The organism is Clostridium rhizosphaerae (assembly GCF_016765585.1).
Classification (GTDB): Bacteria; Bacillota; Clostridia; order Clostridiales; family Clostridiaceae; genus Clostridium_AT; species Clostridium_AT rhizosphaerae.
Genome location: NZ_JAESWC010000002.1, coordinates 74,539 through 100,701, shown reverse-complemented (window position 1 = coordinate 100,701; position 26,163 = coordinate 74,539). Strand labels below are relative to the sequence as shown.

Annotated in this window: 24 protein-coding genes and 1 tRNA gene; 6 read left to right on the top strand and 19 right to left on the bottom strand. The window is 32.3% G+C overall.

Annotation, left to right across the window (positions count from 1 at the left end; translation table 11 throughout):
* Positions 1-127: 127 nt before the first annotated feature.
* Positions 128-1,027, bottom strand: a complete 900-nt coding sequence (locus JK636_RS03630) for a hypothetical protein (RefSeq protein ID WP_202747489.1) — start codon at positions 1,025-1,027, stop codon at positions 128-130.
* A gap of 287 nt (positions 1,028-1,314) precedes the next feature.
* Between JK636_RS03630 and JK636_RS03625 the strand changes: the two genes are divergently transcribed.
* Positions 1,315-1,521 carry an alpha/beta-type small acid-soluble spore protein gene (locus tag JK636_RS03625; protein WP_202747488.1) on the top strand — a complete coding sequence of 69 codons (207 nt, stop codon included), beginning with the start codon at positions 1,315-1,317 and terminating at the stop codon, positions 1,519-1,521.
* 78 nt (positions 1,522-1,599) lie between these two features.
* Here the strand turns inward: JK636_RS03625 and gndA are convergent, their stop codons facing one another.
* Together gndA and JK636_RS03615 are read right to left on the bottom strand one after the other, a co-directional pair.
* On the bottom strand, positions 1,600-3,006 hold the full coding sequence (gndA, locus tag JK636_RS03620) for an NADP-dependent phosphogluconate dehydrogenase (RefSeq protein ID WP_202747487.1): 1,407 nt from the start codon (positions 3,004-3,006) through the stop codon (positions 1,600-1,602).
* A 401-nt stretch (positions 3,007-3,407) separates the two neighbouring features.
* Positions 3,408-4,307, bottom strand: coding sequence for a Gfo/Idh/MocA family protein (locus JK636_RS03615; protein ID WP_202747486.1), 900 nt, complete (start codon positions 4,305-4,307; stop codon positions 3,408-3,410).
* Between the two features lie 147 nt (positions 4,308-4,454).
* Here JK636_RS03615 and JK636_RS03610 point away from each other — a divergent pair, with 147 nt between their 5' ends.
* On the top strand, positions 4,455-5,651 hold the full coding sequence (locus JK636_RS03610; RefSeq protein WP_202747485.1) for an MFS transporter: 1,197 nt from the start codon (positions 4,455-4,457) through the stop codon (positions 5,649-5,651).
* Positions 5,652-5,714: 63 nt separating this feature from the next.
* On the opposite strand, the gene JK636_RS03605 is transcribed toward JK636_RS03610, so the two are convergent.
* The 10 genes from JK636_RS03605 to glsA all read right to left on the bottom strand — a co-directional run bounded on the left by JK636_RS03605 (position 5,715) and on the right by glsA (position 16,891).
* Complete coding sequence (locus JK636_RS03605) at positions 5,715-7,148, bottom strand: MFS transporter (RefSeq protein ID WP_202747484.1); 1,434 nt, start codon at positions 7,146-7,148, stop codon at positions 5,715-5,717.
* Positions 7,149-7,182: 34 nt separating this feature from the next.
* Positions 7,183-7,578, bottom strand: coding sequence for a MerR family transcriptional regulator (locus JK636_RS03600; protein ID WP_202747483.1), 396 nt, complete (start codon positions 7,576-7,578; stop codon positions 7,183-7,185).
* Positions 7,579-7,730: 152 nt separating this feature from the next.
* Positions 7,731-8,729: an inorganic phosphate transporter gene (locus JK636_RS03595; protein ID WP_202747482.1), complete on the bottom strand. Its 999-nt coding sequence runs from the start codon at positions 8,727-8,729 to the stop codon at positions 7,731-7,733.
* Positions 8,730-8,741: 12 nt separating this feature from the next.
* Positions 8,742-9,365 (bottom strand): DUF47 domain-containing protein, encoded by a 624-nt coding sequence (locus JK636_RS03590; RefSeq protein WP_202747481.1) that lies wholly within the window; start codon positions 9,363-9,365, stop codon positions 8,742-8,744.
* A 192-nt stretch (positions 9,366-9,557) separates the two neighbouring features.
* Positions 9,558-10,694 (bottom strand): amidohydrolase, encoded by a 1,137-nt coding sequence (locus JK636_RS03585; RefSeq protein ID WP_202747480.1) that lies wholly within the window; start codon positions 10,692-10,694, stop codon positions 9,558-9,560.
* Between the two features lie 296 nt (positions 10,695-10,990).
* A complete protein-coding gene (locus JK636_RS03580) occupies positions 10,991-11,554 on the bottom strand; it encodes a lytic transglycosylase domain-containing protein (protein ID WP_202747479.1) in 564 nt (187 codons plus the stop codon).
* A gap of 4 nt (positions 11,555-11,558) precedes the next feature.
* Entirely contained in the window at positions 11,559-12,158 is a 600-nt protein-coding gene (coaE, locus tag JK636_RS03575; protein WP_202747478.1) for a dephospho-CoA kinase, read from the bottom strand.
* Positions 12,158-14,788, bottom strand: coding sequence for a DNA polymerase I (gene polA, locus JK636_RS03570; protein ID WP_202747477.1), 2,631 nt, complete (start codon positions 14,786-14,788; stop codon positions 12,158-12,160). Before polA ends, coaE begins: the two co-directional genes overlap by 1 nt.
* Positions 14,789-14,803: 15 nt before the next feature.
* Positions 14,804-15,949, bottom strand: a complete 1,146-nt coding sequence (aroC, locus tag JK636_RS03565) for a chorismate synthase (RefSeq protein ID WP_202747476.1) — start codon at positions 15,947-15,949, stop codon at positions 14,804-14,806.
* Between the two features lie 24 nt (positions 15,950-15,973).
* The gene (gene glsA, locus JK636_RS03560) at positions 15,974-16,891 is read right to left on the bottom strand and encodes a glutaminase A (protein ID WP_202747475.1); all 918 of its coding nucleotides are present in this window, start codon (positions 16,889-16,891) and stop codon (positions 15,974-15,976) included.
* Positions 16,892-17,058: 167 nt separating this feature from the next.
* Here glsA and JK636_RS03555 point away from each other — a divergent pair.
* Positions 17,059-17,140, top strand: a tRNA-Leu gene (locus JK636_RS03555).
* A gap of 332 nt (positions 17,141-17,472) precedes the next feature.
* Here the strand turns inward: JK636_RS03555 and JK636_RS03550 are convergent.
* The 5 genes from JK636_RS03550 to JK636_RS03535 all read right to left on the bottom strand — a co-directional run bounded on the left by JK636_RS03550 (position 17,473) and on the right by JK636_RS03535 (position 18,427).
* Positions 17,473-17,706, bottom strand: coding sequence for a hypothetical protein (locus tag JK636_RS03550; protein WP_202747474.1), 234 nt, complete (start codon positions 17,704-17,706; stop codon positions 17,473-17,475).
* A gap of 15 nt (positions 17,707-17,721) precedes the next feature.
* Positions 17,722-17,844: a hypothetical protein gene (locus JK636_RS23785; protein WP_021656586.1), complete on the bottom strand. Its 123-nt coding sequence runs from the start codon at positions 17,842-17,844 to the stop codon at positions 17,722-17,724.
* 18 nt (positions 17,845-17,862) lie between these two features.
* Positions 17,863-18,000 carry a CPC_1213 family protein gene (locus tag JK636_RS03545; RefSeq protein ID WP_202748815.1) on the bottom strand — a complete coding sequence of 46 codons (138 nt, stop codon included), beginning with the start codon at positions 17,998-18,000 and terminating at the stop codon, positions 17,863-17,865.
* A 101-nt stretch (positions 18,001-18,101) separates the two neighbouring features.
* The gene (locus JK636_RS03540) at positions 18,102-18,260 is read right to left on the bottom strand and encodes a hypothetical protein (protein ID WP_202747473.1); all 159 of its coding nucleotides are present in this window, start codon (positions 18,258-18,260) and stop codon (positions 18,102-18,104) included.
* A complete protein-coding gene (locus tag JK636_RS03535; protein WP_202747472.1) occupies positions 18,260-18,427 on the bottom strand; it encodes a hypothetical protein in 168 nt (55 codons plus the stop codon). The genes JK636_RS03540 and JK636_RS03535 overlap by 1 nt, the downstream gene beginning before the upstream one ends.
* A gap of 96 nt (positions 18,428-18,523) precedes the next feature.
* On the opposite strand from JK636_RS03535, the gene JK636_RS03530 reads away from it, so the two are divergent.
* The 3 genes from JK636_RS03530 to JK636_RS03520 all read left to right on the top strand — a co-directional run bounded on the left by JK636_RS03530 (position 18,524) and on the right by JK636_RS03520 (position 25,295).
* A complete protein-coding gene (locus tag JK636_RS03530; RefSeq protein ID WP_243428114.1) occupies positions 18,524-19,015 on the top strand; it encodes a DUF4883 family protein in 492 nt (163 codons plus the stop codon).
* Between the two features lie 117 nt (positions 19,016-19,132).
* Entirely contained in the window at positions 19,133-24,004 is a 4,872-nt protein-coding gene (locus tag JK636_RS03525) for a cytidyltransferase (protein WP_202747470.1), read from the top strand.
* Between the two features lie 16 nt (positions 24,005-24,020).
* Positions 24,021-25,295, top strand: coding sequence for a lactate/malate family dehydrogenase (locus JK636_RS03520; RefSeq protein ID WP_202747469.1), 1,275 nt, complete (start codon positions 24,021-24,023; stop codon positions 25,293-25,295).
* A gap of 39 nt (positions 25,296-25,334) precedes the next feature.
* Here JK636_RS03520 and folK read toward each other — a convergent pair whose 3' ends face one another.
* Positions 25,335-26,162, bottom strand: coding sequence for a 2-amino-4-hydroxy-6-hydroxymethyldihydropteridine diphosphokinase (folK, locus tag JK636_RS03515; RefSeq protein ID WP_202747468.1), 828 nt, complete (start codon positions 26,160-26,162; stop codon positions 25,335-25,337).
* Position 26,163: the final 1 nt, after the last annotated feature.

Below are 26,163 nucleotides of genomic sequence, written 5' to 3'. Positions count from 1 at the left end.
ACTCGATACATAACTTAAATTATGTATCGAGTTATATCGAAAACTTTCTAAATAAACTAAAAAGTTTTATGCAAAACTAATATTTCTACTTCTGCAAAAAACTTTTTTCAAAAATTTTAACACAGCGCTACTTCTTTATACGCTCCATATCTTTTATATACCGAAGCTGAAGCTTATTATATTCTGACTTAAGCTCCAAAATTTCAGTTTCTTTTCTAACTTGAAACTCTTTTCTTAAAAGTTCTTCAAGTTCTTTTATATCAGCTTCTTTATCTTTTCTCATTCTGTCAATTTGTTTAGCCATTTCTTCTATTTGCATTTCAAGCAGTTCGCTCTTTTTATCACTCTTATCTTCCAGTGCATTGTAATTGTATTTAAGCTTTTCTATCTCTTTTTCCTTATCATTAACAATTGCTTTAATAGCTTCTATCTGCGCGGAAAGTTCTTTATTTTCAGCTGTTCGCCTTAAATTTTCAACCTCCAAGCCTCTTAAACTATATACATCTTTAAGCACTGCTGCGTGGGCATCTTTTGCTTTATCCGCATCTTGTTGAAGATATTTATTTTTGTCTTCTAATTTCTTATTTTCCTCATTTAGTTTATTAATAACAAGTTCAAGTTCATTATTTTGAAGCTTAAGTTCTTTTATTTGAACTTCTTCGCTTTCAAATTTCATTTTATAACTCTCAATTTCCTTTTTATAATTTTCAATTTGCTGTTCATAGAAGCTTCTATCAGATCCAATAGTGTCCTGAGCCTTAGTTGAAATAGTTTTAAATACTCCCAAAATATCATTAAGACTACTTGAAATCAAACTTATTTCATGCTCTAGATTCAAATTGCTCTGCCTGTTATCTTCTCTTTCTTTACTTATATATGTACTTATCATATTTTCAAGAAGTCTTTTTCTATTATATCCAGGTTTCTCACTCAACTCTAGAAATAGCTCCTTATAATACTGTTCCACTCTTACACTAAGAGGCGAATCTTTCTTATTGTCTTGAGTTTCGTTATTAAATTCATCCATTGTTGTTACCTCCAGACTATATATCAACTCAAATATTATTATACAACTTATTTTTTAATTTGTATACATTCTTATTTTTTTGTTTACCATATTTATTATGTTTACTCCAGTATACTTATAATTTGTTGTATACATACCTTGAATTATTGTTTACATAATATCTCAAAATACATTTCATTATTTATTAAAAATTACATTATTAAATGGAAAAGAGTTTTTTATAGTTTAATTTGCCAGTATATATTTAGATTTATAATTCAAACTAATAAAGACATGGAGGTGTTTTTATGAGTAGAAGACCGTTAGTTCCAGAAGCTAAAAATGCATTAGACAAAATAAAAACAGAATATGCAAATGAAATTGGACTTAAATACAATGATGGATATAAGGGTAATGTAAGTTCAAAATTAAACGGATATATCGGTGGTCCCGTAGGTGGGTTAATGACCAAAAAGATGGTGGAAGAATTTGAAAGAAAATTAATAGATAAATAGAAATATAAAAAAAGAGTCTGGATTAAATTAAATTTATCCTAGACTCTCTAATTTTGCATTGATTAATTATTAATATTCTTAAAACCATTTATAATGGAATATACCTTCTTTATCAATTCTTTCAAATGTATGTGCACCAAAGTAATCTCTTTGAGCTTGAAGCAGGTTAGCAGGAAGAAATTCACTTCTGTAACTGTCAAAATAAGCTAATGCACTTGAGAATGCTGGTGTTGGTATACCACATTTTACCCCAATGCATATAACTTCTCTAAAGGCGTCCTGGTAGCTTTCCAGTATGTTTTTAAAATATGGATCAAGCATTAAATTTGCAATGTCCTTATTATTATCGTAAGCTTCCTTTATTCTATGAAGAAACTGTGCTCTTATAATACATCCGCCCCTAAATATCATAGCAATTTCGCCATAGTTTAAATTCCAGCAATATTCATCTGCAGCTGCCTTCATAAGTGCAAAGCCTTGAGCATAAGAGCATATTTTACTAGCATACAAAGCTTTTCTTACAGCTTCTATAAACTCCTTTTTGTCTTTATCATAGGAAAAATTCGATGGTCCTCTTAATATTTTACTCGCTGCTACTCTCTCGCTCTTAATAGCAGAAATGCATCGCGCGAATACAGCTTCAGTAATAGTTGGAATTGATACTCCTAGGTCTAGTGCACTTTGACTGGTCCATTTTCCTGTTCCCTTCTGACCAGCAGTATCAATTATAACATCAACCATGGGCTTGCCTGTTTCTTCATCATACTTAGTAAATATATCTTGAGTAATATCTATAAGAAAACTATCTAGTTCCCCTTTATTCCACTCTGAAAATACTTCATGAAGCTCCTTTTCGGAAAGGCCAAGTATATTTTTCAAAAGAAAATAAGCTTCACTTATAAGCTGCATATCTCCGTATTCAATACCATTATGAACCATCTTAACATAATGGCCTGCTCCATCCGTACCAATGTATGTGCAGCAAGGCTCTCCATCTACCTTTGCAGAAATAGCAGTAAGCATTGGCTCTACAAGTTTATAAGCATCTTCCTGTCCTCCAGGCATTATAGATGGACCATGTAAGGCTCCTTCTTCTCCTCCTGAAACACCTGTTCCAATAAACCTGTAGCCTTCTCTTTCAAGATCTCTGTTTCTTCTTATAGTGTCTACAAAAAAGGAATTTCCTCCGTCAATTAAAATATCGCCTTTACTAAGGTATGGTTTAAGCTGCTCTATAGTATCATCAACAGGCTTTCCTGCCTTTACCATTATAAGAATTTTTCTTGGAACTTCTAAAGAATCTACAAAATCTTCAATTGAATAAGTTCCTATAAGATTTTTACCTTGTGCTTCCTTTAAAAGTTCATCTGTTTTTTCTCTAGACCGATTAAAAACTGATACAGAGAAACCTTTACTTTCTATATTTAATGCAAGATTTTTCCCCATTACGGCAAGCCCTATTACACCTATTTGTTGTTTATTCATTTATGTAACTCCTTTCAATATATAGATTTCTATATTCTAGTACAGGCAATTATATTATGCTGTTTTTATATTACATATTCTCTAGTTTTATTATGCTTTTACACATTTATATTATGCAAGAATTACCTATTACTTTCTAGTTAATGAAAAATCATATCTTTTTAATTTATATTACCATTATATACTAAAAAAATAAAGTAGTACTTATTAATTAATAACAATTTTTAATACAATTTCGTTTTATATAGCGATTTTATTTTTTATCACTCGTTTTATTAACCTACAACTTACATCTACCAGCATTCATAATGCAATACCAATATGCTAGTAAAAAAGCAGGTTTTACCTGCTCAATCCTAATAACACTTATCCTATTTTTATCTTCTTATATTTAAAATTTTTCAATCTATACACTTAACTATTCTCTCACAAATTTCATGTGTAATAAGAGAATCTTCAATAGATGGATTTGGAGTCTTGTTATTCTTTACACAGTCTATAAAATGATCAATTATTTGATAAAACCCACGTTTATAAAGCGTTGGTTCCCAATCCCCAAACTTTGATATACATAATTCTTTGTTGTGATAGTGAGTTGTCTCAACAAGACCGTTTACTACATATTTATGGTGCCCAGTGGTATATTCAATAATTTCTTCTGTAACTCCGCCGTTTCTGTTCATAATCCCGATTGCTATGCAGCCTTCTCCTATAAGTTGTATTACTAAACTATCAAGCATATCACCATTTTTAATGTATTCTACTTTAACATCTTTCACATTAGTGTCCATTAAAAATCTCAACGTATCAACCACATGAATAAAGTCTTCTACAACAAACCTTCTTACATAGTCAGGAAATGCAAATCTGTTTTTCTGCATTATTATCATAGATGCCTTCCCATGATCCTTAAGCTCTTTAATCATAGGTATAAATCTTCTGTTAAAACCTGTCATAGCAATGATTCCTTTTTTCTTTGCAAGTTTTACAATTTCCTGTGTTTCATTAAAATTCATAGAGATAGGTTTATCAATATATGTATTTATTCCGTTTTCTAGAAGCTTCTTTGCAGTTTCATAATGACCATCAGTAGCAGTGCTCACAAAAGCTGCATCTATACCCTTTTTAATAAGCTCCTCTACTGTAGAAGCCTTATCATTAATTCTATACTTTTTTGAAAATCTCTCTAAGGTATCTTTATTTCTTGTACAAAGCACCAATTCTATTCCTTCTTTTTCCGAAAGAACAGGCAAATACGCTTTTTTAGCTATATCACCTAAACCTATAATTCCGATTCTCAATGGATTTACCTCCTAAACAGAATTATCTAAACTTTAATTTCATTATAGTACTTTTATAATTAGTTTTAAAGTTCTATAATAAAACTGTATTTTAAAATAATTGTTTCTAAATTAAAGTTTATTTCATAAATTTGAGGTGACATAATTATGGGTTATATTGAAAAAGGATCAAAGGAATTTAAAAAAGCCAACATAGCACTATTTGCAGGCGGTTTTAGCACATTTGCTGTTTTATATAGCACGCAGCCGCTACTTCCATACCTTTCTAGAGATTTTCATATTTCTCCTGCATCTGCAAGTCTTTCCCTTTCTACAACAACTATTTCTCTTGCTGTAAGTCTTCTAATTGTAGGTTCTCTATCTGAAGCCTGGGGCAGAAAAGTAATTATGACATTTTCTATGTTTTCAGCCTCCATACTTGCAATACTTACAGGCTTTGCCCCAAGTTTTCATATTCTTTTAGCACTTCGAATACTTCAAGGTTTTGTTTTATCTGGATTATCTGCAATTGCAATGGCATATTTAGGTGAAGAAATAGAGGAGAAAAGTCTTGGCATGGCAATGGGAATGTTTATTAGTGGAAATTCCCTTGGAGGAATGTTTGGACGTATTACCATAGGAATTATTACAGACCTTTTTAATTGGCGTGCTGCTCTCTGCGGTGTAGGTGTGTTGAGTCTTATTGCCAGCATATTGTTTGTAGTAGAGCTGCCAAAATCAAAGCATTTTAATCCTCGCGTTCTTGACACAAGAAAATTATTAAAATCAATGCTAAATCATTTAAAGAATCCAAGTTTACTCTGTCTTTATGGCATAGGCTTTTTACTTTTGGGAAGTCTTGTTTCTTTGTATAATTATATAGGCTTCCAATTAATAGCTCCACCTTATTCATTAAGTCCCTCTATAGTAGGTTTTATTTTCATTCTATATCTCATGGGGACTTTCAGTTCTACATGGATGGGACAAATGGCAGACAAGCATAGTAAGCATAAGCTTCTTTTAAGTGCACTTATTGTAATGTTTGCAGGTGCAGCAGTAACCTTAAGTACCAGCCTAGTCATAAAGATAGTAGGTATAGCTCTTTTGACCTTTGGATTTTTCGGAGGACACTCTATTGCTAGCAGCTGGGTTGGACATCTTGCATCTCATGATAAAGCTCAGGCTTCTTCACTTTATCTTTTTTTCTACTATGTGGGCTCAAGCATAGGCGGAACTGCAGGCGGAACTTTCTGGTCCTCATTTGGATGGAGCGGTGTTGTTACAATGATAATGTGCTTTATTATTTTAGCTCTTTTACTTACAACAAAACTTTCGCCAAAAAAATCCAGAAAAGAATATATCTAGTTATCTAGATAACTAGTTAAAAAGGACAGCTTAACAAGCTGTCCTTTTTAACTGCAAAATAACTTATGCAGCTTCTTCTTTCCATTCAGGTTCGCTGCCTCTCATATAGGATATAATAGCAGCTATTACACTGAATATGAAAGATATAGTAAATGCTATTCTAAGTCCTGAAACAAACTGACCGATAGCAATTCCTTCTGAACCTACCTGTGTGCCCACAAATAAAGCTTGCATTGCTTCAGGAGATATACTTGAGGATATTATAGCCATAGATATTGCTATGCTCAATACATTACCTGCATTGGTAGCCATAGTTCTAACTCCTGCTGCAACACCTCTTTTATTTGCTGGCACCATACCCATTATTGCACTTGTATTTGGAGAGAAAAACATTCCTGAACCAAATCCCATTATAAGCATCCATATAACAAGTTCAGCAGTTGATGTATCAGCAGTTATAAACATCATTCCAAGTAAGCCAAAAGCAGAAACAAGTAATCCAACAGAACTTAGAATTCTTGCCCCGTATTTGTCTGAAAGATATCCACTTATGGGTGATACAATCATCATGGATATTGCAAAGGGAGCCAGGAGCATTCCAGCAACTATTGGGTCAATTCCCTTAATACCTTGGAAGTAAAAGATTAATAAAAAGGTAACCGCGCCCCTTGCTATTCCATTTAGAAGGTTGCTTGCATATGCAAAAGCAAGTACCCTTGTTTTTAAAAGTCTTAAATCCAGCATAGGTTCTTCTGTGCTGTTTTCAATTCGTACAAACATCCAAAGCAATATTATTGATGCTATAATAAGACCAATTACAGTTATATTGATCCATCCAACGAATCCCCCAAAGGATAAGGCTACTAAAAGAGCCAACATCCCTGCTGTAAAAGTTAGTGTACCTTTTAAATCAAATTTCTTATTATCAGATAAAACACTGCTTTCTTTAAGCTGAAAGGCTGCCCAAAGTGTTCCAATAATTCCTATTGGTATATTTATATAAAATATGCTTCTCCAGCCGATTGTTATTAAAAATCCACCTAGAATCGGCCCTGCAATTGAAGCTATACTTATTATCATACTATTAATTCCTAATGCTTTTCCAAGCTCTTTCTTAGAAAATGCATCTGCGACTATAGCTGTACTGTTTGCAACCATCAAAGATCCGCCAACAGCTTGAACCATTCTGTATATGAGCAGCTGCATTCCAGTATGAGACATAGCGCATAATAAAGAGGCAAAGGTAAATATAGCAAAACCAGATACATAAAGTTTCTTTCTTCCAACCATATCTGCCATTCTTCCTATAGAAGGAACTAATATTGTCATTGCCAGCATATATCCCATTAGAGTCCAAGTTACTACACTCATGCTAGCATTTAAATCTTTCATAATAACAGGAAGTGCAATCATCAAGGTACTACCACTGAGCACTGAAAAAAGTGCACCTATTGTTGTACATGAAAGCGCAATCCATTTATAATTATCTTTTGTCATTTAACGACCTCCATTTTATTCATTATTAATTGCTTTAACGTAGTGCTTCAAGCTTTTCTAAAATCTCTACACATTTGTTTTTTACTCTTTCAAAAGTTTGCTCTTTTTCTTCTATAAGCTTTATCTGGTTCTTAATCAAATTTTTTGATTTTTCAACTAAAACCTCATCCTTTTTCTCACCTTTAAAGATACTTTTTAAATCAACTTCCAGATCAAAAATAACTTTAACTTCATTTAAAGAAAAACCAAGACTATCTCGTAATTCTTTTATTCTAATAATTTTTTCTATATCTTCCTCGGTGTAAAGTCTATAGGAGGATTCAGCTCTAACTGGCTTTATGAGTTCAATATCCTCATAATATCGTATCGCTCTTTTTGTAAGTCCTGTTTTTATTGCTACTTCCTCAATTTTGTAGTATTTGCTTTCCATATTCTCACCTGCCAATAGATATTTTATCACTGCATAACCTTAACGTCAAGGTTATAGTTTGGTCTTTAAATTTCAAGAAATAGTATTATTCTCCAAAATAAAAAAGGCAGCTACTTTTTATCTACAAAAGTCTCTACCTTAAATTTATTAAATTAAATAAATATGTTCATAAGCATAAATATAACTGCTGAAATTGAGGCTGCTATAGGAAGAGTTATAAACCATGTGATTATCATTCTTTTACCAGTATTCCACTTTACAGCTTTAACTCTATAAGCCGTGCCTACCCCCATTATTGAAGAGGATATAACATGGGTTGTACTAACTGGAAGTCCAAATTTAGATGCCCCAAATATTACTAAAGCTGATGACAGATCTGCTGCGACACCATTTACAGGTTTTATCTTCATAATTTGTGTTCCAACAGTTTTTATTATTCTCCAGCCGCCAATAGAAGTTCCTAAAGCCATAGCTGTAGCACAACATACTTGTACCCATAAAGGAATGTTTCCAGATTTGTCAAAGCCATTGCTTACAAGAGCCATAGTTATTATTCCCATAGATTTTTGTGCATCATTTGTACCATGAGCAAAGGCTTGAATTGCAGCAGTTACTGCTTGAAGTCTTCTAAATCTTCTATTAGTTTTAGATAAGTTCAAGTTTTTAAATATTTGTTTAATAATAGTAAAAACAATATAGCCTACTCCAAAAGCAAGTATAGGTGACAAAATTAAAGATTCTATAATAGAAATAAATCCTTTAAAGTTAATGGAAGCTGTTCCCGCAGCAGCTATGGCAGCACCCGCAAGAGAGCCTATAAGTGCATGAGAGGAACTGCTTGGTATTCCAAAATACCAAGTAATAAGGTTCCAAGCTATAGCAGAAACAAGCGCAGCAAGTATAACCACAGCACCGTTCGGTATTGCATCAAGATTTACTATGTCTTTTGCAATAGTTTTAGCAACTCCAGTAAAAGCAACCGCCCCAATAAAATTCATTAATGAAGCAATCATAATCGCACGTCTTGGAGTTAATGCTTTTGTTGATACCGCCGTTGCAATAGCGTTTGCAGTATCATGAAAACCATTGATAAAATCGAAAGACAGTGCAAGAATAATCGTAAAAGCTAATGTAATATATGATGTACTCATTTTAAATTCTCCTTACGCATTCTTCATTACTACTGTCTCAAGCACCTTACTAACTCTTTTGCATTCATCTGCGGTGTTTTCAAGAAGTTCGTAAATTTCCTTATATTGTATAAGTCTTTTTATGTCATTTTGTTTTTCAAAAAGTTCCTTTAAGGCTACTCTTTCAAGAATATCGCATCTTTCTTCATATTCCTTTATCTTAATTGAATGTTCTCTGATTTGAGTAAGCTTCTTTTGGGACAGCAAGTCTATTGCATTATGTATTTCCACTATGCATTTATAAACTAACTCGCTAAATTCAACCATAAAATGATCGATTTCGTAAACATTATAAATATAAAAGTGGGCTGCACACTGTTCAAGTCCATCAAGAATTTCATCCATATGAACTGCTAATTCTAAGGCATCTTCACGCTCAATTGGAGTAATAAAAGTATTGTTCAAATCTTTTATTATTTCTGCAACTAAAACGTCCCCCTTATGCTCGTATTCCTTCATTTCCTTTTGAAATTCTTCAAGATGTTTTTCTTCCTTAATTTTAAAATCAAGAAAATACTGTCCTCCCTGCTTTAGATTCTCAGAAATGTCTAAAAGCATTAAAAATAATTTATCTTTTTTATGTGTGTTTCTCTGCATTATTTTGTCTCCCTTCCCCTATTAGGTTAAAGATATGTTAATTATTGTTAAAATCATGTTAAATTGCAGTCCTTTAACATTTTATCACTATTTGTCATATTTTTAAATAACTTGTTTAATTTTTTATTCTTACTTAACAATTATTTGCATTGAAAATGAGCTTTCTTACCCATTATTCAATAAATTATATTTCTATCTTTTAAAAACAATTTCTCCATCTATTAAAACGCAGATAGTTTTAGCTTGAATATCAAAAGGATGCTTATCAAAAATAACAATATCCGCATCTTTATTAATCTCCAAAGAACCAACTTTTTCTGAAATTCCAAGTATTTCTGCTGGATTAATTGTTATTGCCTTTAGTGCTGTTTCTTCATCAAGTCCTGCTCGTACAGCTAAAGCAGCACACATTGGAAGATGATGAACTGGTATTACTGGATGATCTGTCATTATTGCTATTTTTACACCTGCTTTATGGAGTACTGCTGCTGTTTCAAAAGTCTTTTCCCTCAGTTCAACTTTACTTTTAGATCCAAAAGATGGACCAACTATAGCAGTAAAGCCCTCTTTTGCAAGTTCCTCAGCAATTAAATGTCCTTCGGTGCAGTGTTCTAAAGTCATCTTAAGGCCAAACTCCTTGGCAATACGAATGGCTGTAAAAATATCGTCTGTTCTATGAGCATGTGCCTTTACATTAAGCTCTCCCTTTACAACTGGTATCAAACTCTCAAGTTTCATATCAAAGCTTGAGTTCTTTTCTTTATTCTCCATATAATTTTTTGTTTTAAGAATATATTCCCTAAGTATTGCTGCAGTAGCCATTCTTGTTGAAGGCGATTGTTTTTTTGCATTATAGCATCTCTTAGGATTCTCACCAAAAGCCACCTTCATTGAAGCAGTCTGTTGAAGAACCATATTGTCAATTCTTATTCCCTTTGTTTTAATAGTAGTAAATTGTCCTCCGATAACATTTGCACTTCCTGGTCCTGTACACACGCAAGTAACACCATTTTCATAAGCTTCTGTAAAGGCTATATCCCTTGGGTTTATTGCATCAATTGCCCTAAGCTGAGGGGTTGCTGGATCTGTTATTTCATTTCCATCGCTGCCTTCAATGCCGAGACCTTCCTCCCACATACCTATATGGCAATGAGCATCAATAATTCCGGGCATAACAAAACCACCATTTGCATCAATAACCTGACAATTCTCAGTACCTGATATATCTTTTCCTACATTTATAATTTTCCCATTATCAACTAATACTTGTCCATTTTCAATTGGCTCCCCAATCATAGTAAGAATTGTTCCATTTTTTATTAATAGCATTTTAATTCCCCCATTTATATTTAATCTAAATTACTCAGTTTTCAAATTCACTTTTACTCTCTTGCAAACTAACTTTATAGAATACATCTAAATTATACTACTAAAGACTCTATTTATATATAGCATCCAAACAGACTATTTATCAAAAAGAAAAAAGTATAGAAATTAATCTATACCTCTAAATATATACAATGCAAAAGTTCTAATACATTAATGATGTCCCAAAAATCCCTGAAGATTGGATATTTTATGACATCATTAATGTAAGAACTTTATTGCATTATATATATATTATTTTATTCATTAAATCTTGCTCCATATAACAACTTATATATATTATAATTTACTTTAACTCTTTTTATATATTTATCTGTTTCCTTAAAAGGAATATAGTAAAGATTTTTTCCATCCTTTGAGTGATTCAAGTCCGACAACCACTTTTGAACATTTCCTCTGCCCCCGTTATAAGCTGCAAGAACCAAATCTGTATTATCATTAAATTCCTTATTTAAATTATCCAAGTACCAGCAGCCCATTCTTATATTAAACTCTGGATCTTTAAGCATTTCAACAGAATAATTTTCAAGATTCATTTCTTTAGCTGCCCATTCTGCTGTTGAAGAAGTTATCTGCATTAAGCCATGAGCGTTTTTAGGTGACTTTGCACTTGGTCTAAAATTGCTCTCAGTTTTTATAACAGCTGCAACCAAGTAAGGGCTTATATCATATTTTTCAGAATACGTCATTATATGCTCTGAATAATAGAGAGGGTAAAACAATCTTATAATGTTTAAAGAATTTAATGCAGTAATAATAATAATTACAATCACAAAAGAACGCAGTAAATTTTTATCTTTCATTTCGCTACCTCATTAATAATAAGCTATTTAATATTACTTCAAATTGTTCTTTTGTATGCTTAAGGCTGCACCTATTGTCAATGATAAAATCTACATATTTCTTTTTCTCATCAATAGGCAGTTGAGCTTTTATCCTGTTTATTATGTCTTCTTCTTTTGCATTATCTCTTAACTTTACTCTTTCTATTTGAGTATTTAAATCTACCCATACTAAAATATTAGTATCCATATGTCTATGAAGACCCACTTCAATAAGTGTAGGTGCATCAATAATACAAAGCACATTATCCTCCCTGTTTAGCTGTTCTAATCTTTCAAAAATTTCTTTGAGGATATACGGAAGTGTTATTGATTCTATTTTTTTCACACGTTCCTTGTCTTTAAATATAAAGGCACCAAGTTCTTTTCTTATTAATAGGCCGTCAGTGTCAAAAAAAATGCTTCCAAACTGCTTTCTTATTTCTTTGTTTACATCAGGGTAAATATTATATATTTCTCTTGAAATCATATCAGCATCTATTATCGGAAATCCTTTTTCTTGAAAAAGTCTTGAAACGGTGCTTTTACCGCTGCCAATTCCTCCTGTTAAGCCAACCTTAAGCATTATTTTGCCTCATACCATGTATCACCTAAGTTAACATCAACTTCAAGAGGAACCTTAAGTTCAAGCACCTGTTCCATCTCTTTCTTTACAATAGCCTGAACTTCCTTGAGTTCTTCCTTATAAACATTTAATATAAGCTCATCATGAACCTGAAGTATTAAAGTACTTTTCAAGTTCCTTTGTTTAAGCTCCTTATACACGTTAACCATAGCAAGTTTAATAATATCTGCTGCGCTTCCCTGAATCGGAGTATTCATAGCAAGTCTTTCACCAAGGGCTTTCACCATATGGTTTGAAGCTGTTATTTCTGGAATATATCTTCTTCTATTCAGTATTGTAGTAACAAAAGATTGATCTTTCGCACCTTTCACAATATCTTCCATGTACTTTTTTACATTTGGATACCTTTCAAAATAGGTATCAATATAGATTTTTGCTTCTTTCTTTGTTATCTTTAAATCCTTTGCCAGGCTAAAATCACCAATTCCATAAACTATACCAAAATTTACTGCTTTGGCTCTGCTTCTCATAAGAGAAGTTACCTCATCAATTGGAACTCTAAAAACCTCTGAAGCAGTTTTTGTATGAATATCACTGTGATTTATAAACGCATCAATTAAATTTTCATCCTCTGCAATATGAGCTAAAACTCTTAATTCAATTTGCGAATAGTCAGCAGATAATATAATACACTCAGCTTCATTTGGTATAAATACCTTTCTAATTTCCCTGCCAAGCTCATACTTTATAGGTATGTTTTGAAGGTTCGGCTCAGTACTTGAAAGTCTTCCAGTAGTCGTAACTGTTTGGTTTAGGCTGGAGTGAATTTTTCCATCCGTATCTATTACAGACTTTAATCCCTCCACATAAGTTGAATGAAGCTTTGTAAGCTGTCTGTAATACAATATTTTTTCTATGATAGGATGTTTATCCATAAGTTCTTCAAGAACCTCTGCATTTGTGGAATAGCCTGTTTTTGTCTTTTTAATCACAGGCAAATCAAGCTTTTCAAACAAAATCTTACCCAACTGCTTTGGTGAGCCTATGTTGAACTCTTCCCCTGAAAGACTATATATATCATTTTGAACTATTTCAATTTCTTTTTTAAACTTTACCCCGAGTTCCTCGAGCTTTTCTGTATCTACCTTAAAACCTTCAGCTTCCACAGCTGCAAGAACTTCTGTAAGCGGCTGTTCAACCTCATAAAGAAGCTTATCCATATCATATTCCTTAATTTTTTGTTCTAAGACTTCTTTAAGATTTTTTAAATATGAGGTTTGCTTTATATGTATATCTTCGTCATCTTTTCTTATGTCAACCTTAAGATATTCTCCTATAAGATTGCTTAATTCATACTCTCCCTTTGAGGAATCAATTAAGTAGGCAGCCACCTTAATATCAAATATAACGCCCTCAAGGTTTATACCTATTCTATTAAATAATAAATACGAAGCCTTATTGTCATATCCAACTTTTTTTAAAGCCTTGTTTTCAAATATATCTTTTATAACATTTATAGTTCTATCTTTTTCTTCTTCGAACAAACTGTTAAAAGTTATAACATAATTATCATTATTAAAAGAAATATATATTTTTTGTATCTTACACTTTGAATACACATTTAGATCTGAAAATTCAAGACTAAAATATATTTCTTCCTTAAATTCTTTTGCAAGACTTTCAAATTTATCTATAGAATCTATAGTTTTATAATTTACAACCTCTTCTAAAGCTTTAACTCCCTTATCTGCTTCACTGTCATCAATAGGAAGTCTTTCAAGTAAAGATTTAAATTGAAGCCTGAAAAACATCTGCCTTAGTCCATCAATATCAAAGCTTTCTTTAGATTTAATAGAATCCAAGCTTATATCTATAGGAACATCAGTAATAATAGTAGCAAGTCTTTTGCTGAATATTGCCTGTTCACTGTACTCTAAAAGATTCTGTTTCACTTTATTGCCAGTAACATTATCAATATTCTGAAGTAAGTTTTCTATACTGCCATACTGTTGAATGAGCTTGTAGGCTGTTTTTTCTCCGATACCAGGAACCCCTGGAATATTATCAGAACTGTCTCCCATAAGCCCTTTAACATCTATAAACTGAGTTGGAGTAACTCCAAAGTCCTCAATCATTCTATTTTTATCATAGATTTCCTTTTCGCTCATGCCTTTTTTAGTTATTACAACTTTAATATTATCTGAGGCTAATTGAAGAGCATCTCTATCTCCAGTAACAACGTAAACTTCAATGTCATTTTTCTCAGCGAATTTTGATAAAGTTCCAATCAAATCATCTGCCTCAAAGCCGTCTATTTCAAATATATCAATAGCCATCAATTGCAGTAGATCCTTTAATACAGGAAATTGTTCTGCAAGTTCCTCGGGCATTCTCTTTCTTCCAGCCTTGTATTCTTTGTATTCCTCATGTCTGAAGGTTGGGGCTTTTCTGTCAAAAGTACATACTATGTAATTGGGCTTTATCTCTTCCTTCATTTTTATAAGCATATTAGTAAAGCCATATAAAGCATTTGTATGCAGTCCTTCAGTATTAGTTAAAGGCGGAAGGGCATAAAAAGCTCTATTCATCAAGCTGTGTCCATCTAATATTATTAGTCTTTCTTTTGACATAATAACTTTCCTCCATTAATATGTATATATTTCGTTTCTATATTGTTCAATACTTCTCTTAAATTCCATGAAATTATCGCCAGGAAACTTGTTTAGCATTTCCTTTAATATTTCAAAAGCACATACATTTTCAAGAACAATAGATGCAGGGACAACGCCGCACACATCAGATCTTTCATATCTGTTTGTAACATTTGTCTTGGTTTTTAAATCAATTGAAGCGATACTCTGTCTTACAGTAGGTATTGGTTTCATAAAAGCTTTAAGTTCAATATTTTCACCATTAGAAACACCAGCTTCTATACCGCCGCAGTTATTTGTTTTTCTTTCAATTTTATTATTTTCATAGTATATTTCATCATTAAACCTGCTTCCAGTTAGGCTTTGAGAAAGTCCATTTCCAAACTCTATAGCCTTTATGCCTTGAACAGACATTACTGCAAAGCTTAAAACAGCATCAAGTTTTCTATCCCATTGAGAATAGCTCCCTATTCCAGCAGGAATACCTTTCATAGATATGAAAATACTTCCACCTATAGTGTCTCCATTTTCTTTACAAATATCAATTTGATTTTTCATTTTAGCTTCAATATTTTTATTATAACACCTTAGTTCACTTTCTTCTATTATTTTGTAATTGCTGTTATCGAATAAATCTGCTTCTTCATCCTGTATAGTCCCTATGCTGTTTACCTTACTTCTAATAGTTATATCAAGTTCTTCAAGTATGCTTTTGCATAAAGCTCCAACAGCAGTTCTTATGGCAGTTTCTCTTGCCGAAGTTCTTTCTATTACATCTCGTATATCTCCAGTTTTATATTTTAAGAATCCTACTAAGTCTCCATGTCCTGGCCTTGGTACTGTTATCTTTTTATCTTCCTCAGGCTTACTTTCAAGTATATCCTTCCAATTATCATAATCCTTATTATAAATTACCATTGTTATTGGACTTCCTGTAGTAACCATTCCTCTTACACCAGACCATATTTGAGCTTTATCCTGCTCAATTTTCATTCTTGCTCCTCTGCCATAGCCTTTTTGCCTTCTTCCTAGTTCACTGTTTATATAGTCCAAATCTATTTTTATATTAGAGGGTAACCCTTCAATGATAGAAACTAAAGCCTTTCCATGTGACTCTCCAGCATCGAGAAATCTAAGCATATGTTTTCCTCTTTTCCTTTTATGTTAAAAAATATTTAAATCAAGTTCTCTTGACAATTCTTCAAGTATTCTTATACCTGCAATACTATTTCCCCTTGCATCTAAAGCAGGTCCATAAACTCCTATTCCCATTCTTCCAGGAATTGCAGCAACTATTCCTCCGCCAACTCCGCTTTTAGCCGGAACTCCAACCTCTACAGCAAACTGCCCTGAAGCATCGTAAAGTCCACAAGTAACCATAATAGTCTTTACTATCCTTGCAATATTTCTAGGTACAACCCTTTCTCCGCTCCATGGTAAAACCCCGTCATTTGAAAGCATTGCTCCAATCCTAGCGATGTCTCTGCAGGTTGCTTCAATGGAACACTGCTTAAAGTATACATCGAGTACTTCTTCTGCATCCTGTTCTATAACTCCTGTACTTCTCATGAAATATGCCAAAGCCCTGTTTCTATCTCCAGTTTTCTTTTCCGATTGATATACATCTTCATTGATATTTATGTCTGGATTTCCTGTTATCTTTCTTGTAAAGTTTAATATTCTATTAAAAATAACCTCTGAAGTCTCACCTTCAATAAGGGAAACTGTAGCTATGGCCCCAGCATTAATCATCGGATTTAATGGTCTTTGAGGATTTTTAGTCTCTAAGTTTATTATTGAATTAAAGGCATCAGCAGTTGGCTCTACTCCAACCTTTGAAAATACTCTATCCCTTCCATTTTCAAGAAGAGCAAGCATTAAAGTTATTATTTTTGATATGCTTTGTATAGTAAACTTGGTTTTATAGTCTCCGCCATTATATTCTTCTCCATCTAATGTAATAATGCATACTCCTGCTGCATCTTGGTCTGCTTTTCCAAGCTCAGGAATATATGTTGCCACCTTGCCATCTTTAGTCCATCTTCTATTATTTTCAATAACTGCTTCTAATAATTTGTTCATCTTATTCCTCCACTATAATATAATGCTATTTACATACATTAAATATTTTAACATTAATTATTGTTTCTTATAAAGTATATAATTAGTTTTTATATAAATTAAATTATAATTTTTAAAAAAACATTGCTTTTTTAAAATATATATGATAACATAACTTATGTAAATTTGCCGATGTGGCGGAACGGCAGACGCACTCGACTCAAAATCGAGCGGGAAACCATGTGGGTTCGAATCCCACCATCGGCACCAAGATTATCCATACTTTTAGTATGGATTTTTTATTTTATTTAAAATAACTTAATTTAAATTACAAAAAAGCAACCGGATAAACCAGTTGCTTTTAAACTGAAGGAAGTATCAATAAATTTGGATTTGGGGTTTAGGGTTTGGGATTTGTTTATATTTATATTATAAATAATAATTATCAATAAATCAATACTTTTCTTTAATATTTTTTAAATTTAATAATTATCATTTATGCTTCTTCTTATTGGTCCTTTTCCATCCTTCTCTTCTTTAATATCAACTCTATTTGGCTCTTTATTTTTTGCTTTATGCTTGTTGCTTTCTTTTGTCATGTGCTACTCCTCCTTTGTATCTGCAGTGCCGTTTAGCTCAAAGATTTGAGGTTTAATTTCCACTTCTTTAATGCTGCCATTTTCATTATAGCCTACCTGTGTTGTAGGCCTGTTAACTATTGGAGTTTTCATATAGGCTATATTACTTACATTTATTTCTTCCTTATATCTTTCTATTTCTTCATCTGTAAGTTCTCTTCCTTTCATGGAAGTTCTAATCATTTCTTCACTGCTCATTATTTCACCGCCTAACTATATTCCTCTTATAAGGCCTTGGGTCTTATGCTTTTCTATTTCTGCACCTTGTATTATCTCTGGTTTTGAAGGTTTCTTATTTTCCTTTTTTGTAGATTTTTTAGTTTCTCTATGTGACATTATTATCTCCCCTTCCTATTAACGCTTCTTTCCTGGATCATCATATACTGCCCTTGCACTTTCAGCCTGAGGATCATGTTTTATATTTTTCTTTTTAAAATGATTATCTTGTTTTTTATTATTAAAAGTATGACTCATTCCTTGATTTTCACTCATATTTCAACTCCCCTTTCACTAATTAGATTTTCCACTGTAGGTCTATTTATGCTTTATAAATAATAGCAAAAAAGAGCCAAAAGGCTCCAAGTTTGTTTGTGTTATTTATTTTCCTTAATTTTATCCATAATTAAAATGTTAAAGTCTTCGCCAAATTCTTCATTAAACTTTGCTTCAAATTCTCTAAGCTTATTTTGTTGTTCCTGAGTAAGAACAGCATAATCTACATCTTGAAGTGCCTTAATTTCTTTTTTATCCATTATTGCTCCTCCTTTTTATCATCATTTAATATTGTACTGCAGGCATTTCCTTCTATTCTTTGATTATTAATTATACAATAGTCCTCCGATTTTTTTGTAACTTTCATTTTTTCAGTTGTATTAATATATTCTTTAGTTATATTTTTCTGTTTTAAATTACTTTTCAACTAAACCACTTCCTCAAAAATATAATGTGCTTTTATAATCTTTTGTATTCATTCAGCATATATTTATTTAGAGAATACTTATACAAGGTGGTAACATTGAATAGAAAAACTCTGTACATAATATCCATTTTAATCCTTCCTATTCTATTTATAGGCTGCACAATAAAGTTAGGAAGTTATTCAATTAATAATTTTACTGTTACGAAAAAAAAACCAAACAACTACTTTTATACAAATTTGCTTATAAAAAATTTAGTAACACAATCTAAAGTAAAAGTAGAGCTTTTAGATACGAATTTTTCTAAAGAAGCTGATTTAAGTTCCGAAGATATAGATACAATCAAAAAATTCTCCAAATCAATTAAAAAATCAAATTTTATAGAGAAACCAAAGGACATATCAGACAAACCACAATATAAGCTTTTCCTTAACTTTGATAAAGAAAAATTTGTCATAAACGTTTATAATGAAAAATACATATCAGTTTATCCTTGGGATGGGACATACTCCATGGATTATGTAGATATGGAAGGCATTCAGCCTTTGTATAATTTGTATGGTTTATGCAAATATCTAATTCCTAGATAACATTTTTGCCTTGGGATCCAATCCTAAGGCTTTTTTTCTTAACCCTCTATGAAATTATCTTCTATAGATATATAATCTTTAATATAATTTCTAATATTTATGAAAAAGGAGGAAAAGATGAGCAGTCTATCTTTCCAAAGCCTATACAGTAAAATATCAAGAAAACTTTTAAGTACAAAATGGCTGGATAAATTAAATATTGACTTTAATTTTATTGAAGAGAATTTAAAGGCGGATAAGTTTGTTAATAATCTTAAAGAAAGTATTAAAAATAATGATTACAGCTGCAGAGCAGTATTGACTTTATGCATGGATATGATTAATAAATTAAGCTATCCTAATCTTCCAGATGACTGGCTTAATTATATTTATCAGTACACTTTAAATAAATCTTTTCCTGAAGCTGTAAATATAATACTTTTAGACTCCTTAAACCCTGCCTGTGAAATATACTTAAGAGTTTTAAGAGTTTTTTGCGAAGCACAAAAAATATCAAAAGATGGCACTTGGCAGAGTATTTATCCAATGAACTTTTTAACTGAGGAGGAAGAAAACTCACTTGAACATCCTGAAGAATATAAAAGGTTTTTAAAAACCTTTAAACATAATTATACTTATGAGATGATGAAGCTTAATGGTGAAGTTTTTGGCTTTAACACTCTAGACCATATATGCGGAGTTCACTATCTTTCACTTTACTTAGCAAGGCAGCTTAAAGCTCTTTCGGTACCAGTAGATTTAGGAAGAGTATCAGGAGCAGCCTCAGGACACGATATTGGAAAATACGGCTGTAAGCGTTCTGAACTAAAACGCGTTCCCTATCTTCACTATTATTACTCAGACCAGTGGTTTAAACGCATAGGCAGCAACTATATAAGAAATATAGCCATCAATCATTCAACTTGGGATTTAGAACTTGAAAACCTCTCCTTGGAATCCTTAATTCTAATTTACTCTGATTTTAGAGTTAAAAACAAAGTAACTGATCAGGGAGTTAAAATGCACATCTTTAATTTAAAGGATTCTTTTGAAGTTATTCTTGAAAAATTAGACAATTTAGATGAAGCAAAAGAAAAGCGCTATAAGAAGGTTTACGGAAAACTTAAGGATTTCGAGAACTTCTTACTAAGTATTGGAGTCAATACAGCAATAGATTTTTCAAATTCACTCCCAATTAAGAAAACAGATATAAAAAATTATTCTCTTATGCAGGGAGATGAAATAGTACAAAATTTAAAATACATTGCAGTAAGTCATAATATTAATTTAATGTATCAGCTTCGTGACGAATATTCTCTTGATTATATCCTTGAGCTTGCCCGAAGTGAAAAGGATTGGAAAAACTTTAGAGAGTACATAAGAATATTTCAGGAATATTCTACTTATCTTACGCAAAACCAAAAACTTCAAACTATAAAATTTCTTTACGAAAATCTTGTTCATCCTGAAGATGATATTAGACGACACTGCGCTGAATTAATAGGTACACTTATTGCTATTTTTGATGAAGACTATAGAAAAGAGATACCTGAAAATGTTAAATTGGAAGCTCCTCCTGTAACCAGCACTAATTTATTGAGACTTTATATGGAGCAAATGCTTTTTCCAAGCTATAAGCTTATTTCTGAACATCGATTTTTTAATGGCTACAATATAAGCATAATGGTAAACTCTCTGTTTAAAAGCTGCCAAAAAAAGTCAATGCCTGAATACAGAAAAATTATATTAAGTTATTTTGATGAAAAAATTTCAAAAACTACAGAAGCCCAACTTTTTCTTATAGAAACTATTAAATACATACCTGTATCCCCTGAAGATGATAGTTTGAAAAATCTATATTCTTTTTTGCTTACTATGATGAAAAAACACAGTAACACATTAAGACTTAGCTCTCTTGAAGCTTCCTTAAGACTTTTATCAAGATTAGATAAGGAGCATTATTTTAGAGTTTCATTAAAGGAGTTTTTAGCTTCTAAGCAAAAAAGAAGCAATGTAGCCTCTGAAAACCTTTTGAAATACAATTTGTCAGTGCAGCTATATATGGATGATTTAAACGAAGTTTTCAGTGCTCACTGCAGATTAGATGAAAAGAAGATATCCGATATTTTTCTAAGCAACCTAAAAACCGCTACAGATTGGATAAGAAAAAGAAGTCAAATCTTACTTCTTCTTGATTATACCTTAAAAAATATCGAAGGAAACGGACTTCATACAGCCATTCACTTTTGTAATTTGTTAAAGGTGAGCGCAATAGAAAATGTACGTAATACAGCTGGAGATGCTATTTTAGAAATAATGCCTCATATATCTCTTGCGGAAAGAAACGAAGTTGCTGTAGAGCTTTTACGAGCACTCGAAATAGAGGGAAATAGATTTACTGAATACATTCCTCACTATATAGGGCAAATTATTCTATGGCTGCAGCCTGTTGAACTAGATGAGATTATAGAAGATTTGCAAAACAAAATTAAAACCTCTAGTTCTAATGTTAAATCCTTAATTCTTAAAACTATAGGTGTAGCTATCTCTAACTATCCTAACTATAAACATAGATTTTCAGAGTCTTTTGAAGACTATAATACTAGAAAGGTCTTTATGCTTGGAATATTATTAAACTCCCTTGCCGACTATGAGACCAAATCAAGACAAACAGCTTTCAGTGTACTCGGGAAAGATATCTTTGGAACAACTAATCTTAGCCTGGATAATAAAGAAGTTATTTTTAAGCTGATAAGCAAAAAAATACTTACAATGATTACAGATACTCAAGGAGAAGAGCTATTATTTTTATCAAACTCAGCTGCCTTAAATCACTTGTATAGATTTATTTCTGACTACAGCTTTATTAAGGGAAGTATTAATATCGAAATTCCGAGCAAAGTAGCTTTCTTCCCTGGAACCTTTGATCCCTTCTCACAAAGCCACAAGGAAATAGCTAAATTTATAAGGGATAGAGGTTTTGAGGTTTATCTTTCAGTGGATGAATTTTCATGGTCTAAAAAGACCTTGCCAAATATGCTTAGACGACGTATTGTCAGCATGTCTGTTGCAAATGAATTAAATATTTATGTATATCCTCATACACTGCCTGTAAATATAGCAAATGAAGAAGATTTGAAAAACTTAAAGTCTAGTTTTCAAAATTCTGAAGTCTATATAGCTGTTGGAAGCGATGTTGTTCTTAATGCCTCCTCTTATAAATCCTCTAGAACACCAGAGTCTATACACAGCTTTAATCATATTATATTTGAACGTGGTAAAAACAAAAAACTTGAAGCAGCTGTAAAAAATATAGACGGTAAGATAGAATGGATTGCATTGCCTTCAAGATATTCAGATATAAGTTCTACTCAAATCAGAAACTATATAGATGAAAGCAGAGATATCTCAAGTCTTATAGATCCTCTTGCTCAAAAATACATTTACGAAAATGGCTTTTATCAAAGAGAGCCTCAGGAAAAAGTCTCTGTTAGTTCCTTATGGCTTAAGGTTGAGGTTTTTGAAGAAATTACTGAAGAAATCTTATTAGATATTTATTCCATAACCGGCATGCAAAAAGATGTTTTATATCATAAAATAAAGGAAACTATGACGAAACCGTCTGGCAGGCTCATTATTATAAGAAACACTTTAAACAAAAATGAAGCAGTTGGATTTTCGCTGTTTCACTGGATACGTTCAAGCGCACTATACGAAGAACTTAAAGATATAAAACTTTCTCAATATATTAGAGAGCAAAGCACTGGCAGAACTGTATTAATTCATGGTGTTGGCGTGAAAAATCCTGACAAGTATAAATCTCTTGATCAGATCATAATAACAGAAACCCTTGCATTTTGCTTATCAAGGGACTACGAGTTTGCTATATTTAAAAATAGCCTTACGGATTCCTGTTCCTCCACAATTTATGAGCTTTTAAAGCTCCAGGGTTTTAAGTATGTCCCAAGCTCATCAATAGACAATCCGGCCCTTGTAGTAGATATGAGTACACCATGTGTATTAAATTTAGATACGGAAAACCTATTAAAGGAACCTTTTAGGGGCAATGTGAAAATACGCTCTGCTGTATCAGTAGCAAGACGGAAGCTTCAGGAAGCACTTACAAAGCTTTACCCTGGTGAGCTTATACTAAGCTTTGACAGCAGCATGCTTCATCAATCTATGATTAAAAAAATATGTAATGAAAACAATGTTCCGACTGAAATTTCCATTCCAAGAAAACTTGGAAATTCTATGTGCGTACCTTATGGTGATATATTAGAAAGATATGTAATACCTAATACAGTTACAAAGGCCCTGCATACAGAAAAACTTTTTGAGCCCACTATGAAGAATTTTAATATTGGCCCTTTTCCATATTATCTTGATTTAGAAACTCAGGTTAAAATGCTGAAATCCTTTAGGAAACCTGTTATATTAGTAGATAATATACTTCATAAAGGTTATAGGATGAAAGCTCTTGACCCATTATTTAAGGAGAAAAACATAAAGGTTCAAAAGATCGTATGCGGTATATTGTCCGGGCGTGGCAAAGATCTTATGGATATCCAAAACAGAGAAGTTGATTTTGTATATTTTATACCAAGATTAAAAATATGGTTTAATGAAAACTCTCTATATCCTTTTATAGGAGGAGATGCTCTTTGGAGAGGCAGCTTCCCCGAAAGAAACCTGCTGCCTTCAATTAATCTTATTATGCCATATACTTCTCCAACCTTTATAAGAAATTCAAATAAAAGTGCAGTTTATAATCTTTCAAAGGTATGTCTTGAAAATGCACTGCATATACTTTCAACTATAGAGGAGGAGTATCATATCCTCCATGAAAGAAATTTAAGCCTCCTAAATTTAGGCCAGGTTTTTACTATTCCACGATGTCCTGACAGAGGAAAAAATATTAATTACGATTTGAACTTAAGTCCTTCAAATTATATAAAAAATGATTTAGAACTGTTATTGAGACTTGATAATATAATTAATTCTCAATAAAGAAAGGGGTTAACTAATGATATTTTATAAAATAAAAGGTAAAATTGTTTTATCTAAAATTCCAAGAGATAGCTACGAAATAATTTCTGAGGAAGAAGCAAAAAACACTGATGGAATTATTTATTCTTTAACAAATATGAACCCTAGGAAAAGCAGAAGAAGCTTTTGTGTTACAAACCCTTCAGAGCTCTTTCTTGAAAAAGAAGATCTTAAGCTTCTAAAAAACCAAAGCAGCACAGCTGAAGCCTCTGATATTCCTGATTGGATTAAGAATAAAATCAGTAATAGAGAAATTACATGTATAAATGCAACTTTTCCTAATTGGGAAGAAGTTATAGATGGACCTGCACTTCCTCAAGGCAAATGGAGAATAAATATTATAGGACTTGGAGATGTAGGAGGAAACCTTGCTGCAGGACTTAGACTTGCTGCCTCAGATTATGTATCAGAAATTGGACTTTATGATATAGATCCTAATAGAATAAAGCGATGGAAGTACGAAGCAGCACAAGTACTCTCTCCTTCATATGAGATGATACCTCCAAAGCTTTATCCATTAACAGAGGATACTATGTTTGATTGCGATATGTTCGTATTTTGTATTTCTGTAGGCGTACCTGAGGTAGGTAAAGAACCTGAAGATGTTAGAATTGCTCAATTCGAAGGCAATGCTGAGGTATTAAAGCAGTATTCTAAGCTTGCCAGAGAAAAAAACTTTAAGGGTCTATTCATAGTTATGTCAGATCCTGTTGATCTTTTAAGTAATATAGCCTACAACTTCAGCAACATGGATGAAGACGGCAATATGGACTTTAAAGGTCTTGCACCTGAACAGATCAGAGCTTACGGTCTAGGAGTTATGCATGGAAGAGCAGCCTATTTTGCTGAGGAGGAAGGCGCTCTTCAATATTTAACTGAAGGAAGATGCTTTGGTCCTCATGGAGAAGGTGTTGTAGTAGCCGACAGCATAAAAAACTATAATGAGAAGCTTTCAGATTATTTAACTGTAAGAACAAAGAACGCCAACTTAGATGTACGTACCTTTGGATTTAAACCATATATTGCTCCTGCCTTTTCCTCAGGAGTTCTATCCTTTATAGAAACCATAAAAGGCAATTGGCATTACAGCGCCACATCCATTGGGGGAATATTTATGGGCTCTAGAAATAAGCTGCTAAAATCAGGTGTTGAGCTTGAAACCTATGATTTCCCTGATAATCTTTATAATAAGCTTCAAAATACCTATGACTACTTAGCAGACTGGTACGAAAAGCCTATATTTCATAAATAAACAAATAAAAAATCTTGCACAAAATGCAAGATTTTTTAATTATAATTCTGAAACCCTTGAAAGCTCTTCAAAAATATTCATTATTCTTTTGTTAAGTAAAGGATGCATTAAATATGGTGCTATATCATTAAGAGGTTTTAGAACAAAAAGTCTTTCATGCATCCTTGGATGAGGCACGATTAACTCCTCGCTGCTTATTACCATATCATCATAAAATATTATATCTAAATCTATAGTTCTTGGTCCCCATTTAATAATTCTTTCTCTTTTAAGAATTTGTTCTATAATCATAAGCTGTTCTAAAAGTTTCTTTGGTGAATAAAGTGTTTTTATTTCTATGACGCAGTTTAAAAAATTGTCCTGCTCTAAATATCCTACTGGTTTTGTTTCATACATACCAGATACTTTTTTTACTATGGTACCTGGCAGTTTATCTATTTTATCTATAGCATCCTTAAGATAACTATTTTTGTCTCCTAAATTCGAACCTAATGCAATATAAGCAGTATGCCAGCCCCTTTCTACCTCAACAGAAGCATACCTCAATGGCCTTCCTATCGGAGCCCAAGGTTTTTTAATACAAACCTTAATTGATTTTACTAATTCATACTTATTAAGTATAAATTGGGCAAGCTTCTCAGCAGCACTTTCAATCAAATCGTATTTTTCCTTCTTAAACTCTTCCTCTGCAGCTAAGCATAACTCACCATAATTTACAGTTTTATCTAGGTCATCAGAATTTCCTGCATCTTCAAGGTCTAGCGAAAGTTCTAAAGATATTAAAAATTTTTGTCCCATAGCCTTTTCCTCAGGATTTACTCCATGGTAAGCATAAACTTCCAAATCCTCTATGTTAATTTTATCCATG

Coding starts and splice junctions, on each gene's coding strand:
- JK636_RS03630 (WP_202747489.1), bottom strand. CDS start 1,027: ATGGATGAATTTAATAACGAAACTCAAGACAATAAGAAAGATTCGCCT.
- JK636_RS03625 (WP_202747488.1), top strand. CDS start 1,315: ATGAGTAGAAGACCGTTAGTTCCAGAAGCTAAAAATGCATTAGACAAA.
- gndA (WP_202747487.1), bottom strand. CDS start 3,006: ATGAATAAACAACAAATAGGTGTAATAGGGCTTGCCGTAATGGGGAAA.
- JK636_RS03610 (WP_202747485.1), top strand. CDS start 4,455: ATGGGTTATATTGAAAAAGGATCAAAGGAATTTAAAAAAGCCAACATA.
- JK636_RS03605 (WP_202747484.1), bottom strand. CDS start 7,148: ATGACAAAAGATAATTATAAATGGATTGCGCTTTCATGTACAACAATA.
- JK636_RS03600 (WP_202747483.1), bottom strand. CDS start 7,578: ATGGAAAGCAAATACTACAAAATTGAGGAAGTAGCAATAAAAACAGGA.
- JK636_RS03595 (WP_202747482.1), bottom strand. CDS start 8,729: ATGAGTACATCATATATTACATTAGCTTTTACGATTATTCTTGCACTG.
- JK636_RS03590 (WP_202747481.1), bottom strand. CDS start 9,365: ATGCAGAGAAACACACATAAAAAAGATAAATTATTTTTAATGCTTTTA.
- JK636_RS03585 (WP_202747480.1), bottom strand. CDS start 10,694: ATGCTATTAATAAAAAATGGAACAATTCTTACTATGATTGGGGAGCCA.
- JK636_RS03580 (WP_202747479.1), bottom strand. CDS start 11,554: ATGAAAGATAAAAATTTACTGCGTTCTTTTGTGATTGTAATTATTATT.
- coaE (WP_202747478.1), bottom strand. CDS start 12,158: ATGCTTAAGGTTGGCTTAACAGGAGGAATTGGCAGCGGTAAAAGCACC.
- polA (WP_202747477.1), bottom strand. CDS start 14,788: ATGTCAAAAGAAAGACTAATAATATTAGATGGACACAGCTTGATGAAT.
- aroC (WP_202747476.1), bottom strand. CDS start 15,949: ATGCTTAGATTTCTCGATGCTGGAGAGTCACATGGAAAGGCTTTAGTT.
- glsA (WP_202747475.1), bottom strand. CDS start 16,891: ATGAACAAATTATTAGAAGCAGTTATTGAAAATAATAGAAGATGGACT.
- JK636_RS03550 (WP_202747474.1), bottom strand. CDS start 17,706: ATGAGCAGTGAAGAAATGATTAGAACTTCCATGAAAGGAAGAGAACTT.
- JK636_RS23785 (WP_021656586.1), bottom strand. CDS start 17,844: ATGTCACATAGAGAAACTAAAAAATCTACAAAAAAGGAAAATAAGAAA.
- JK636_RS03545 (WP_202748815.1), bottom strand. CDS start 18,000: ATGAGTGAAAATCAAGGAATGAGTCATACTTTTAATAATAAAAAACAA.
- JK636_RS03540 (WP_202747473.1), bottom strand. CDS start 18,260: ATGGATAAAAAAGAAATTAAGGCACTTCAAGATGTAGATTATGCTGTT.
- JK636_RS03525 (WP_202747470.1), top strand. CDS start 19,133: ATGAGCAGTCTATCTTTCCAAAGCCTATACAGTAAAATATCAAGAAAA.
- JK636_RS03520 (WP_202747469.1), top strand. CDS start 24,021: ATGATATTTTATAAAATAAAAGGTAAAATTGTTTTATCTAAAATTCCA.
- folK (WP_202747468.1), bottom strand. CDS start 26,162: ATGGATAAAATTAACATAGAGGATTTGGAAGTTTATGCTTACCATGGA.